Consider the following 11,583-nt stretch of genomic DNA (forward strand, 5'->3'; position numbering starts at 1 on the left):
GGGAACTCGCTGCGCGCCCTGCGGGCACTCCGCTCAGGCAACCCCGACGAGTCAGTTGTTGAAGCGCGCTGCGCGCGCCCACCCCGGCGCTCCGCTGCTCGGCGCCCCCGAGGCGCCCGGTCAGAGTCCCCCTCGGCCCTTGGGTCGCCCCACTGGTGGCGGGCGACGAGCCCGCTGCGTGCCAGGGGTGGCGCTAGCCATGTCAACCACTGCATGCCTCGACCCTGGGCCTACGCATGCCACGAGCAGGGCGACCCAGGACGGAGGGGGCCACTGGCCGGGCGCCTGGGTGGGTGCTGGAGGCGCGCAGGCGGGAGGCAGGCGTGCGCAGCACGCTTCAACAACTGGCTCGTTGGCGTTGTTTGAACGGAGCGCCTGAAGGGCGCGCAGAGAGTTCGCCAACGCTGCCTCCTGCCGAGCACCGCAAGGCAGTCCCGCGCAGCGGGACCACCCACTTGAAGCCTGGCCAGTGGCCCCCTCCGGCCCAGCCCTGCGCTCTCACGCCAAAGCGCTCAACACCATCAGACGATTCTGTTGCATTGATCTGTTGCGTTGATTCGATAATTCAAATATCATTGAAGTATGGAAGAGCAAAACGTCGTCACCTCTCTCGCCGCCCTGGCCCAGCCCGTGCGCCTGCGGGTCTTTCGTGCCCTGGTGGTGGCCGGCCCGCAAGGCCTCACGCCGGGAGCTCTGGCGGAACAGCTGGGGGTGGCCGCCACCTCGCTGTCCTTCCACCTCAAGGAGCTGATGCACGCAGCCCTGGTCACCCAGGAGCGCGATGGTCGACACCTCATCTACCGCGCCGCCTTTGCTCACATGAACGACTTGCTGGGCTACCTCACCGAGCACTGCTGCCAGGGGCAGCCTTGCACACCCACCCCCGATTCCCCCACGGCCCGGGCCACGCGCAAGCGGGCCTGCACCACCTGCTGAAAGGATCCCCCATGAAGCGCTTTCACGTCCATGTCCACGTCACCGATCTGGCCCGCAACATCGATTTCTACTCCAAGATGTTCGGTGCCCAGCCCGCCCGCGTCGAGGTCGACTATGCCAAGTGGATGCTCGATGATCCGGCCGTGAACTTCGCCATCTCCACCCGGGGGCATGGCCACATCGGCGTGGATCACCTGGGCATCCAGGTCGACAACGAGGCCGATCTGCAGGCCATGAAGTCGCAGGCTCAAGCAGCCGATCTGTCCCTGATCGACGAAGGCGCCACCACCTGCTGCTATGCCCAGAGCGACAAGCACTGGATCGTGGACCCTCAGGGTCTGCCCTGGGAACATTTTCAAACCCTGGGCAACATCCCGGTGTTCCGTGAAGGCGAGCCCGCACAGGCCGAGGGTGCCGCGGCATGCTGCACGCCCAAGGTCACTGGCAAGCCGGTGGGCATTCCCGTCAAGTCATCCTGCTGCTGAATGGATCCGGTTTCTGTCATGACCACCCATGTTCTGATCCTGTGCACGCACAACTCGGCCCGCAGCGTGCTGTCCGAAGGCATGCTCAACCACCTGGCCGCCCGGTTGGGCAAAGATGTCAAGGCGCACAGTGCTGGCAGCGCACCCAGTGGACGCCTCAACCCCTTTGCCATCGAAGCCCTGAACCGCGCCGGCATCGATACCTCGGCCTACCGTAGCAAGAGCTGGGATGAGTTCACCACGCCCGACGCGCCCCCGCTGTCCATCGTCATCACCGTGTGCGACAGTGCCGCGGCCGAAGTCTGTCCCGTGTTCTTCGGTGGCAACGGCCAGCCTATCAAGGTGCACTGGGGCTACCCCGACCCGTCCCATGCCGAGGGGGCAGATGAGGGCAAGCGACGCGCTTTTGAACTGACCCGCCAGGCCATTGGCTACAAGATGCTGCAACTGCTGGCACTGCCGCTGGACACCCTGAGCCGGGACGCGCTGCAAGCAGCCTTGAATGAAATCGCTCGCAACTGAGAACGACGCATGAACTCCCCCACCATCGCGCACATGAGCGCGTTCGAGCGTTACCTGACCCTCTGGGTCTTCCTGTGCATCGTGGTCGGCATCCTGTTGGGGCAATGGCAGCCCGAGCTGTTCCAGGCCATTGGCCGCATGGAGATCGCCCAGGTCAATCTGCCCGTGGGTCTGCTGATCTGGGTGATGATCATTCCCATGCTGCTCAAGGTCGATTTCGGCAGCCTGTCGCAGGTGCGGCAGCACTGGAAGGGCATCGGCGTGACCCTGTTCGTCAACTGGGCCGTCAAGCCCTTCTCGATGGCCTTGCTGGGCTGGCTCTTCGTGCGTCAGGTGTTTGCGCCCTACCTGCCAGCCGATCAGCTCGACAGCTATGTGGCCGGCCTGATCCTGCTGGCGGCGGCGCCCTGCACGGCCATGGTGTTTGTGTGGAGCCGCCTGACCGGGGGGCATCCGCTGTTCACCTTGTCGCAGGTGGCACTCAATGACACCATCATGGTGTTCGCCTTCGCGCCCATCGTGGCCTTGCTGCTGGGTCTGTCAGCCATCACTGTGCCCTGGGACACCTTGCTCACCTCGGTGCTGCTGTACATCGTGATCCCGGTGATCCTGGCGCAGGCCTTGCGCAAGGTGCTGCTGGCCCGTGGACAGGCCGCCTTCGATGCGGCCCTGGCGAAGATCGGCCCCTGGTCCATTGGCGCGCTGCTGGCCACGCTGGTGCTGCTGTTTGCCTTTCAGGGGCAGGCCATCATCGAGCAGCCCCTGGTGATCGCGATGCTGGCGGTGCCCATCCTCATCCAGGTCTTCTTCAACGCCGGTCTGGCGTACTGGCTCAATCGCCGGGTGGGTGAATCACACGATGTGGCCTGCCCCTCCGCCTTGATCGGCGCCAGCAACTTCTTCGAGCTGGCCGTGGCCGCCGCCATCAGCCTGTTTGGCTTCCAGTCCGGTGCGGCCCTGGCCACCGTGGTGGGCGTGCTCATCGAGGTGCCCGTGATGCTGCTGGTGGTCCGCCTGGTCAACCAGAGCAAGGGCTGGTATGAACAAGGACAATGCAGAACATGAGCGACGTCACCATCTTCCACAACCCCCAGTGCGGCACCTCCCGCAACACCCTGGCCCTGATCCGCAATGCCGGTATCGAGCCGCAGGTCATCCACTACCTGGAGACCCCGCCGACCCGCACTGAGCTGGTCCGGCTGATCCAGGACTGCGGCCTGTCGGTGCGTGAGGTGCTGCGCAGCAAGGGTGAGGTCTACGACGCCCTTGGTCTGGCCCATCCCGACAGGACCGACGATGAACTGCTGGACGCCATGGTGGCCCACCCCATCCTGATCAACCGGCCCATCGTGATCACGCCAAAGGGCGCGCGCCTGTGCCGTCCTTCCGAGCGGGTGCTCGACATCCTGCCTCGGCCCCAGCAAGGCCCCTTCTCCAAGGAAGACGGCGAAGTGGTGATCGACGCACAAGGGCAGCGCCGGGTCTGATCCGGCCCGAACACAGGCCTAGAATGGCCAGGCTCATTCCTGAAGAGGACACCCCATGGACCTCGTGCTGAAGCTGCTCCACGGCGGCGCTGGCAGCCTGGCCTCCTACTTGGCGGCCCATGTGTTGCTGTGCCTGCTGCCGGCCTTCTTCATCGCGGGCGCCATGGCGGCACTGATTCCCAAGGCCAGTGTCACGCGCTGGCTGGGCCGTCAGGCCCCCGGCCATGTGTCCTACCCGGCCGCAGCCCTGGCGGGCTCATTGATCGCGGTGTGCTCCTGCACCATCGTGCCCTTGTTCGCAGGCATCTACCGCAAGGGGGCGGGCATCGGCCCGGCCATCACCTTCCTGTTCTTTGCGCCGGCGGGCAACATCATGGCCCTGGCCTACACCGGCAGCATCCTGGGTCCGGAGTTCGCGGTGGCGCGACTGGTGCTGTGCCTGCTGTTCGGCATCGGCATCGGCCTGCTGATGGCCATGATCTTCTGGCAGGACGATGCCACGCATGATGCCGCCACCGATGCCCTGTTCGCCCAGCAGGCCAGCATCGCCCCGGCGGCCTTGGGGGTCCTGCTGTCGCTGGTGGCCTTGCTGATCGCCGGGACCCTGAAGTTGTGGCCCCTCACCGCCACGGTGGCCACGCTGGATCTGCCGATCTCCTGGGCCCTATCGTGGCAGGCCACCTTGTTCCAGTGGGTGCCGTTTGACGCAGCCAAGGGGGAGGAAGGGGTGAGCCTGCAGGGCTCGGTGTTGATCGCGCTGCTCTTGCTGATCGCGGCCACCGCCTGGAAGGGGCTGGAGGGCATCGTGGAAGGCGCCAACCGCTGGACCTGGATCGCGCTGGGTCTGGCCGCCACCACCTTGCTGGTGGCGGCGCTGCGCCTGACGCCCACTGCGGCGGGGCTGCAGATCGCGCTCACGGGCCGTGCCTTGGCGGTGGCGCTCGCCCTGTGGGCCGTTTGGCACTTTGCCCGTCAACTGCAGGCCGACGACTGGCGGGCCTGGCTGTGGGAGGCCTGGCGCTTTGTCAAGCAGATCTTTGTGCTCCTGATCGTGGGTGTGTTCGTGGTGGGCATGGTGCGCCAGATCATCCGTCCGGAGTGGATCGAAGCCCTGGCGGGCAGCAACACCGTGCTGGCCAATGCCGTGGCGGTGGGCTTTGGCGTGTTCATGTACTTCCCAACCCTGGTGGAGGTGCCGGTGGCCCGCATGTTCCTGGATCTGGGCATGCACCCCGGGCCGCTGCTGGCCTACCTCATGGCCGACCCCGAACTCAGCCTGCAAAGCATGCTGATGGTGGCCGCCGTGGTGGGGCGCCGCAAGACGGCGGCTTATGTGGCCCTGGTGGCCCTGTTCAGCGTCTGCGCCGGATTTGCGTATGGCACCTGGGTGGATGGGCTGCGCTGGCAGGCGGCCGCCCTGGCGCTGAGTGTGTTTGTGCTCGTTCTGACGGTGGCGATCACCTGGCTGCGCACGCGCAGACGGGCCGATGCGACCACCTGAACGAGATCTCATCGATCCAGGAGAAACCTCATGTTGACTGTCAAGATCCTCGGCTCCGGCTGTGCCAACTGCAAGAAGCTCGAAGCAGTGGCCCGAGAGGCCGCCAGCGCCGCCCACATCGAGGCGGAGTTCATCAAGGTCACGGACATGAAGGACATCCTGGCCTACGACATCCTGTCCACGCCCGCGCTGGTCATCAACGAGAAGGTGGTCAGCAGCGGCCGCATCCCCAGTCAGGCCGATGTGCAGGCGTGGTTGACGGCCTGAGCCGGCCATGTCCATGGATCACGCCACGCTGAGCACCGCCGATGCCCTCAACGCCGGCTGTTATTGCCGCACCTTGAACCCCCACAAGCTTCAACAGCAACTGGAGACCGATCCCAGCCTGGCGGGCATGGCGCAGGACATCGCGCTCACGAGGCCCCACCTGTTTTCGTCGACGGTGGTGTTTTTGTCGCAGGCAGTGGCCGCGCAGATCTCGTCAGTGGTGGCCACGATGGAGCGTGTCATGGCGCTGCCCGCTTACCAGGCGCAGGCGTTGGCACAGGCGCCAGAGATCGCCCGGCGCGACCCCGGTGCCCTGGGCGTGTTCATGGGATACGACTTCCACCTGGGGGCGCAGGGGCCCAGGCTCATCGAGGTCAACACCAATGCGGGTGGCGCGTTGCTCAATGCGGCGCTGGCACGGGCGCAGCAGGCGTGCTGCGAGGCCGTGGACTGGGCCTTCCAGCCTGATCCCGCGCTGGCGCATCGTGAGGACGCATTTGTCGCGATGTTCCGCAGCGAGTGGCAGCGACAGCGTGGCGCCGCGCCCATGGGCTTGGTGGCCATCGTGGACGACAGTCCGAGCCAGCAGTACCTGTCCCCGGAGTTCGATGTGTGCCGCCAGATGCTGCAGCAACGCGACTTGAGCGCGCGTGTGCTCAGCCCCGAGTCGCTCCAATGGCGTGATGGGCGCTTGATGAGCGAGGGGCAGGTGATCGACATGGTCTACAACCGCCTCACCGATTTCTATCTGGTCGAGCCGGCCCACCAGGCCTTGCGTAAGGCCTATGAGGCCGGTGCCGTGGTGATGACGCCGCATCCGCATGCGCATGCCTTGCAGGCCGACAAACGCAACCTCATCGCCTTGAGCGATGTCGCTTTGCTGGCGTCGTGGGGCGTGAGCGAGTCGGATCGCGCCGTGCTGGCGGCGGCGGTGCCTTCGACCCTCCTGGTCACACCGGCGCGTGCCGAGATGCTGTGGACACATCGCCGTCAGTGGTTCTTCAAACCCGTGGCGGGCTATGGCGCCAAGGGCGCCTATCGTGGCGACAAGCTGACCCGGCGTGTCTGGGACGAGATCCAGGCCGGCGGCTACGTGGCGCAGGCCCTGGTGCCGCCGGGCGAGCGCCTGATCGATGTGGATGGCACCCTGGTGGACCTGAAGTTCGACATCCGAGCCTACGCCTATGGCGGGCAGGTGCAATTGCTGGCCGCGCGCATGTATGCCGGGCAGACCACCAATTTCCGCACACCGGGGGGCGGCTTTGCGCCGGTGGTGATCGTGCCCTAGCCGCTGGCGCAGGGGTTAGACTCGGCGCCTTTCCTCCCCTGCCCGATTCCCTGTGATCCCCGTGATGCCCGCCTCGCATCGGTCTGCCCTGCTGCCGCCCCATGACGCTTGAACTCCAGCTCAGGCAGGTCGGTCGTTGCTGGTCGGGGTTGCCCGTCCTGCGCCAGATCAGCCTGCGGCTGTCGGCCGGTGAGCGCGTGGCCCTGGTGGGGCCCAGTGGGGGCGGCAAATCGACCCTGATCCGCTTGATGGCCGGCTCCCTGCGCGCCTCCGAAGGGCAGATCGCGGTCAACGGCCGCGACATGGCCGACTTCAGCTGGGGTGAACTGCAGCGCTACCGATCGCGTTGCCGCATCGTCGAGCAGCAAAGTCTGCTGGTGCCCCAATCCACGGTGCACCGCAATGTGCTCTCCGGCCTGGCGTCGACCTGGTCCTGGCACCAGGTGCTGCGGGCGGCCCTGTGGCCTGTCGAGCGCGAGCGTGTCCGTGCCGTGCTCGATCCCCTGGGCATGGCCGCGCATCAATGGGCCCGGGCGGCGGATCTCAGCGGCGGGCAGATGCAGCGTGTCGCCATCGCCCGTGCCCTGATCGCCGAGCCCGAGCTTTTGCTGGCGGACGAGCCCACGGCCTCGCTGGACCCTCATACCGCCCGGCAGGTGACCCGCCTGATCATCGATGCCGCCAAGGCCCGGCACATGGCCCTGGTGTTCTGTACGCACTGGTACGACATCGTCCGGGACGACTGCACACGGGTCATCGGCTTGCGGGACGGCGCCATGCTCTTTGACCTGCCGCCCGAGCAGGTCACGGCCAGCCATTGGGAGCAGCTCTATGCAGGCAGTGGCGAGCGCATTTGATCGCATCCAGCCCTGGCGTCGCCTGGGGGGATGGCTGCTGATCGCCGTGTCCGTGGTGGCCTGCCTGGCCCTGACGGGCGCCGAGCCCGGCAAGCTGCTGGACCGCGAGGGGCTGCGCAACGCGGGGGACATCCTGGCCGGTCTGCTGCAGCCAGACACGTCGGCGGACTTCCTCGCGCGCGTGTGGACGCTGGCCGTGGAAAGCCTGCTGATCGGTATCCTGGGCACGGTGCTGGCGGCGCTGATCGGCACCGCCCTGGCCAGCCTGGCCATCCGGGTGCCCGATCTGCCCGAGCCACCGCGCCGCCTGCCTGTGGCGCTGCAAGAGTTGGCCGATGGGCTGCGCTGGGCAACGCGGCTGATCCTGGGTCTGCTGCGCGCCATCCCCGAGATCGTCTGGGCCTATGTGCTCGTGCACATCCTGGGCCTGGGGCCAGGCGCGGCCGTGCTGGCCATTGCGCTGACCTCGGGTGGCAGCATCGGCAAGCTGTATGCAGAACTGGCCGAGGCGGTGGACCCGCGTCCGGTGCGGGCCTTGCGGGCCACCGGGGCCTCGCGCCCGGCCATCCTGCTGTTCGGCGTTTTGCCGCAGGTGCGTCGCCAGTGGATCGCCTATGCCCTCTACCGGCTGGAATGCAATATCCGCAATGGCACCATTCTGGGCGTTGTGGGGGCCGGTGGCCTGGGCAGCGAGATCGCCCTGAGCATCCGCTATTTCCAATACGACAAGCTGGCCACGACCCTGCTGGCCGTGCTGGTCTTCGTGCTGCTGCTGGAGATGGTGAGCCAGCGCCTGCGTCAGCGCAGCACACGCTGGACACTGGGGCTGGCAGGGTTGGGCGCGGGCCTGGCCTGTCATCGGCTGGACATTCCCTGGGTCGAGCTGCTGTCGCCATCGGGCCTGTCGCTGTTTTCTTTCGAAGGAGGCTGGCCCGAGCGCGACTTTGTCACCACCGTGCTGGCCCAGACGGGCGACACCTTGATGATGGCCTGGGCCGCCACGGTCTGGTCGGCGCTGGTGGCCCTGCTGCTGGCGCCCATGATCGCCGCGCCCCTGATGACGGGCAGCTACCTGAGCGATCCACCGCGCCGCACCGGGCTGAGCTGGGGGATCAGCCAGGCCCTGCGCTGGGCGGCGACCGGCCTCATGCAAGTGACACGGGCCATGCCCGAGTTGACACTGGCCCTGGTCTGCGTGGTGTGGGTCGGTGGCGGCCCGCTGGCGGGCATCCTGGCGATCGCGGTGCACAACACCGGCGTGCTGGGGCGCTTGTTTGGGGATGTCATGGAAGAGGTCGAGCCCGGTCCACCGGCGGCCTTGCAGGCCCAGGGTGCGGGTGCCCTGGGCACCTTCGTGTTTGCGGTCTGGCCCCAGATCGCGGCCCGTCTGGCCGCGTTCACGTTGTATCGTTTCGAATGCAATGTGCGTGCGTCGGTGATGGTGGGTTTCGTGGGGGCCGGCGGCATCGGCGATGCCTTGAACACCGCCATCAGCCTCTTTCATGCCCGAGACCTGACCTTGCTGCTGCTCGCCATGTTGACGGTGGTGTCCCTGGTCGATGCCATCGGCGACCGCCTGCGTGCGCGCCTGCTGCGCGGCCAGGCCCATCAGGACAGCTCGCTTCTCTTCATCCAATCCCCCTAGACCAAGGACGCACAACCATGTTCCAAACCCTGACCCGCCTGGGCCGCCTCTGTGTCATGACCCTGTGGCCGCTGTTCGCGGCCACCGCCCAGGCGCAGGACGTGATCCGCGTCTCCGGCATCCCTGACGAGAACCCCACCGAACTGGCCCGCAAGTACCAGCCGCTGGTGGAGCACCTGCAAAAGCACCTGGGCGTGAAGGTGGTCTACGTGCCCGTGATCGACTACGGCGCGGCGGTCTCGGCCCTGGCGGCCGGCAAGATCGACTTTGCCTGGCTGGGCGGTTTCACCCATGTGCAGGCCAAGGTGCTGGCGGGCGCCAAGCCCGTCGTGATGCGCGACATCGACCGCGAATTCAAGAGCGTCTTCATCGCCAACACCGCAGCCGGCATCGCCCGCCCCGAGGACATGCGTGGCAAGAGCTTCGCCTTTGGCGCCAAGAGCTCGACCTCGGGTCACCTGTTCCCGCGACACTTCCTGAGCACCCAGTTCAACATCCAGGCGGACAAGGATTTCGACGGTGCGCCGCTGTACAGCGGCGCCCATGACGCCACCGTCAAGATGGTCGAATCCGGCAAGGTGCAGGCTGGTGCCCTGAACATCGAGGTCTGGAGCCGCATGCTGGCGGGTCACAAGGTCGACACCGGCAAGGTCAAGGTCATCTGGACCACGCCGCCCTTCGTGGACTATGTCTGGACGGCCCGCAAGGACCTGTCCGCCAGCACCGTGCAGAAGTTCGGCCAGGCCTTCCTGGCCCTGGATGCGGCCAAGCCTGAGGACAAGGCCGTGCTCGACTTGCAAGGCGCGAAGAAGTTCGTGCCCGCCAAGGCGGAGGACTTCCTGGTGATCGAGCAGGTGGGGCGTTCGACCGGTTTGCTCAAGTGACCGGTGTGAGGGTGCTTGACCGCAGCCCGCAGCCGGCGTAGAACGAAACTTCCACAACTGCGATGGAAGGTGGCTGCGATGGAAGCGTCAATCCACACCTTGAGCGAGCTGTTCCGGCAACTGGGTTTGCCCGACAGCCGTGCCGACATCTCTTACTTCATCGCGCGGCACCGGCCCCTGCCCCAGGGCATGGCCCTGGCCGATGCCCCGTTCTGGGCGCCGTATCAGGCTCAGTTTCTGCGAGATGAGCTCAGTGACGATGCCGATTGGGCGGAACTGGTGGATCTGCTGGATGCCACCTTGCGTCACCCCGGGCCGCCCCAGGCGCAGCCCGCCTTGTGGGCCAGTTGAGGCCGCCTCAGGCGAAGTGCAACTGCGCGGCCTGACCGGGCGCGACCGAGCCCAGCGATCCCACCACGGCCGCCTCACCAAAGCCGTCCGCATGGAAGGTGGCCAGCACCTGTTCGGCCACTTCGGGGGCACAGCTCACCAGCAGACCTCCACTGGTCTGGGGATCCGACACCATGGCCTGCAGCCAGGCCGGGGTGTCGGCGGGCAGATGCACATCGCTGCCATAAGCGGCCCAGTTGCGCCCGGACGCCCCGGTGACGATGCCCTCGCGTGCGAAGCCGGCAGCCTGCGCGATCATCGGGATGTCGGCCAGGCGCACCTGGGCGCTCAGACCGGAGCCGCGGCACACTTCCAGCAGGTGGCCGGCCAGGCCGAAACCGGTCACATCGGTCATGGCGTGCACACCCGGTAGCGCCCCCAGGGCGATGCCGACGCGGTTCAGGCGCGTGGTGTGGCGCAGCATCTGCGCGTAACCCTCGCCGTCCAGCAGGCCCTTCTTCAGCGCGGCCGACAGGATGCCCACCCCCAAGGGCTTGCCCAGCACCAGCACATCACCGGCACGCCCATCGGCATTGCGGTGCACGCGGTCGGGGTGGATCAGGCCCATGGCCACCAGGCCATAGATGGGCTCCAGCAGGTCGATGGAGTGGCCTCCCGCGATGGGGATGCCCGCCTCGCGGCAGACCTCGGCGCCCCCGGCCAGCACCTGGCCGATGACCTCGGGGGGCAGCTTGGCAATGGGCATGCCCACCAGGGCCAGGGCCATGATGGGGGTGCCTCCCATGGCATAGATGTCCGACAGGGCGTTGGTGGCAGCGATGCGTCCGAAATCGCGCGGATCGTCCACGATGGGCGTGAAGAAATCGGTCGTGGCCACCAGCGCCTGCTGATCATTGAGGCGGTACACCGCGGCATCGTCGCTGGTCTCCACGCCCACGATCAGCTCGGGCGGCATCAGCCCCTGAGGGGCGCGTGACAGAATCTCGGTCAACAGGCCCGGCGCGATCTTGCAGCCGCAGCCGCCACCGTGAGAGAACTGGGTCAAGGCAATGGACGTCATGGTTCAACAAGAGTTTCGGGTGATTGTGCCTGGGGTGATGCCCACATGAGTTCGCGCGCCCCGATCCAGGTCCAGGTGACGGACCGCCACCGCTTCGACACCCTCATCGACGCCCGCTCCCCTGCGGAGTATGAGCTCGACCACATTCCTGGCGCCATCAACTGCCCGGTGCTCGACGACGAGGAGCGCCGCATCGTGGGCACCCTGTACAAGCAGCAGGGGGCGTTCGAAGCCCGCCGTGTGGGGGGCGCCATGGTGGCGGCCAATCTGGCTCGGCATCTGCAAACCCTGTTTGCCGAC

The 11,583-nt window shown here is 66.8% G+C and carries 14 protein-coding genes; 13 read left to right on the forward strand and 1 reads right to left on the reverse strand.

Features of this window, described 5'->3' with window-relative positions; genetic code table 11:
- Window positions 1–582: 582 nt before the first annotated feature.
- From VFW84_RS11140 to VFW84_RS11195, 12 genes are all read left to right on the forward strand, one after another.
- Entirely contained in the window at window positions 583–936 is a 354-nt protein-coding gene (locus VFW84_RS11140; protein ID WP_329680526.1) for a helix-turn-helix transcriptional regulator, read from the forward strand.
- An 11-nt stretch (window positions 937–947) separates the two neighbouring features.
- Window positions 948–1,421, forward strand: a complete 474-nt coding sequence (locus tag VFW84_RS11145; RefSeq protein ID WP_329680527.1) for an ArsI/CadI family heavy metal resistance metalloenzyme — start codon at window positions 948–950, stop codon at window positions 1,419–1,421.
- Between the two features lie 18 nt (window positions 1,422–1,439).
- Complete coding sequence (locus VFW84_RS11150; RefSeq protein WP_329680528.1) at window positions 1,440–1,943, forward strand: arsenate reductase ArsC; 504 nt, start codon at window positions 1,440–1,442, stop codon at window positions 1,941–1,943.
- Window positions 1,944–1,952: 9 nt separating this feature from the next.
- Complete coding sequence (gene arsB, locus VFW84_RS11155) at window positions 1,953–3,008, forward strand: ACR3 family arsenite efflux transporter (RefSeq protein ID WP_329680529.1); 1,056 nt, start codon at window positions 1,953–1,955, stop codon at window positions 3,006–3,008.
- Window positions 3,005–3,430 carry an arsenate reductase (glutaredoxin) gene (gene arsC, locus VFW84_RS11160; RefSeq protein WP_329680530.1) on the forward strand — a complete coding sequence of 142 codons (426 nt, stop codon included), beginning with the start codon at window positions 3,005–3,007 and terminating at the stop codon, window positions 3,428–3,430. Before arsB ends, arsC begins: the two co-directional genes overlap by 4 nt.
- Window positions 3,431–3,485: 55 nt before the next feature.
- Window positions 3,486–4,931 carry a permease gene (locus tag VFW84_RS11165; RefSeq protein WP_329680531.1) on the forward strand — a complete coding sequence of 482 codons (1,446 nt, stop codon included), beginning with the start codon at window positions 3,486–3,488 and terminating at the stop codon, window positions 4,929–4,931.
- Between the two features lie 30 nt (window positions 4,932–4,961).
- On the forward strand, window positions 4,962–5,198 hold the full coding sequence (locus VFW84_RS11170) for a thioredoxin family protein (RefSeq protein WP_329680532.1): 237 nt from the start codon (window positions 4,962–4,964) through the stop codon (window positions 5,196–5,198).
- Between the two features lie 7 nt (window positions 5,199–5,205).
- A complete protein-coding gene (locus tag VFW84_RS11175) occupies window positions 5,206–6,486 on the forward strand; it encodes a hypothetical protein (RefSeq protein WP_329680533.1) in 1,281 nt (426 codons plus the stop codon).
- 101 nt (window positions 6,487–6,587) lie between these two features.
- Window positions 6,588–7,343 (forward strand): phosphonate ABC transporter ATP-binding protein, encoded by a 756-nt coding sequence (locus VFW84_RS11180; protein ID WP_329680534.1) that lies wholly within the window; start codon window positions 6,588–6,590, stop codon window positions 7,341–7,343.
- Window positions 7,318–8,988: a phosphonate ABC transporter, permease protein PhnE gene (gene phnE, locus VFW84_RS11185; protein WP_329680535.1), complete on the forward strand. Its 1,671-nt coding sequence runs from the start codon at window positions 7,318–7,320 to the stop codon at window positions 8,986–8,988. The genes VFW84_RS11180 and phnE overlap by 26 nt, the downstream gene beginning before the upstream one ends.
- 17 nt (window positions 8,989–9,005) lie before the next feature.
- Window positions 9,006–9,872: a putative selenate ABC transporter substrate-binding protein gene (locus tag VFW84_RS11190; protein ID WP_329680536.1), complete on the forward strand. Its 867-nt coding sequence runs from the start codon at window positions 9,006–9,008 to the stop codon at window positions 9,870–9,872.
- Window positions 9,873–9,950: 78 nt separating this feature from the next.
- Window positions 9,951–10,223 carry a DUF2789 domain-containing protein gene (locus VFW84_RS11195; protein ID WP_329680537.1) on the forward strand — a complete coding sequence of 91 codons (273 nt, stop codon included), beginning with the start codon at window positions 9,951–9,953 and terminating at the stop codon, window positions 10,221–10,223.
- Window positions 10,224–10,230: 7 nt separating this feature from the next.
- Here VFW84_RS11195 and selD read toward each other — a convergent pair whose 3' ends face one another.
- Entirely contained in the window at window positions 10,231–11,283 is a 1,053-nt protein-coding gene (selD, locus tag VFW84_RS11200) for a selenide, water dikinase SelD (protein ID WP_329680538.1), read from the reverse strand.
- Between the two features lie 45 nt (window positions 11,284–11,328).
- On the opposite strand from selD, the gene VFW84_RS11205 reads away from it, so the two are divergent.
- The coding region (locus VFW84_RS11205; RefSeq protein ID WP_329680539.1) for a rhodanese-like domain-containing protein at window positions 11,329–11,583 on the forward strand (255 nt) is incomplete at its 3' end.

It is taken from the genome of Aquabacterium sp. (genome assembly GCF_036279655.1).
Classification (GTDB): Bacteria; Pseudomonadota; Gammaproteobacteria; order Burkholderiales; family Burkholderiaceae_C; genus Aquabacterium.

Bases quoted from the DNA above. Each gene is read 5' to 3' on its own strand.
- VFW84_RS11150 (WP_329680528.1), top strand. From the start codon at position 1,440: ATGACCACCCATGTTCTGATCCTGTGCACGCACAACTCGGCCCGCAGC.
- phnE (WP_329680535.1), top strand. From the start codon at position 7,318: ATGCAGGCAGTGGCGAGCGCATTTGATCGCATCCAGCCCTGGCGTCGC.
- VFW84_RS11140 (WP_329680526.1), top strand. From the start codon at position 583: ATGGAAGAGCAAAACGTCGTCACCTCTCTCGCCGCCCTGGCCCAGCCC.
- arsC (WP_329680530.1), top strand. From the start codon at position 3,005: ATGAGCGACGTCACCATCTTCCACAACCCCCAGTGCGGCACCTCCCGC.
- arsB (WP_329680529.1), top strand. From the start codon at position 1,953: ATGAACTCCCCCACCATCGCGCACATGAGCGCGTTCGAGCGTTACCTG.
- VFW84_RS11190 (WP_329680536.1), top strand. From the start codon at position 9,006: ATGTTCCAAACCCTGACCCGCCTGGGCCGCCTCTGTGTCATGACCCTG.
- VFW84_RS11195 (WP_329680537.1), top strand. From the start codon at position 9,951: ATGGAAGCGTCAATCCACACCTTGAGCGAGCTGTTCCGGCAACTGGGT.
- VFW84_RS11165 (WP_329680531.1), top strand. From the start codon at position 3,486: ATGGACCTCGTGCTGAAGCTGCTCCACGGCGGCGCTGGCAGCCTGGCC.
- selD (WP_329680538.1), bottom strand. From the start codon at position 11,283: ATGACGTCCATTGCCTTGACCCAGTTCTCTCACGGTGGCGGCTGCGGC.
- VFW84_RS11145 (WP_329680527.1), top strand. From the start codon at position 948: ATGAAGCGCTTTCACGTCCATGTCCACGTCACCGATCTGGCCCGCAAC.
- VFW84_RS11180 (WP_329680534.1), top strand. From the start codon at position 6,588: ATGACGCTTGAACTCCAGCTCAGGCAGGTCGGTCGTTGCTGGTCGGGG.
- VFW84_RS11175 (WP_329680533.1), top strand. From the start codon at position 5,206: ATGTCCATGGATCACGCCACGCTGAGCACCGCCGATGCCCTCAACGCC.
- VFW84_RS11170 (WP_329680532.1), top strand. From the start codon at position 4,962: ATGTTGACTGTCAAGATCCTCGGCTCCGGCTGTGCCAACTGCAAGAAG.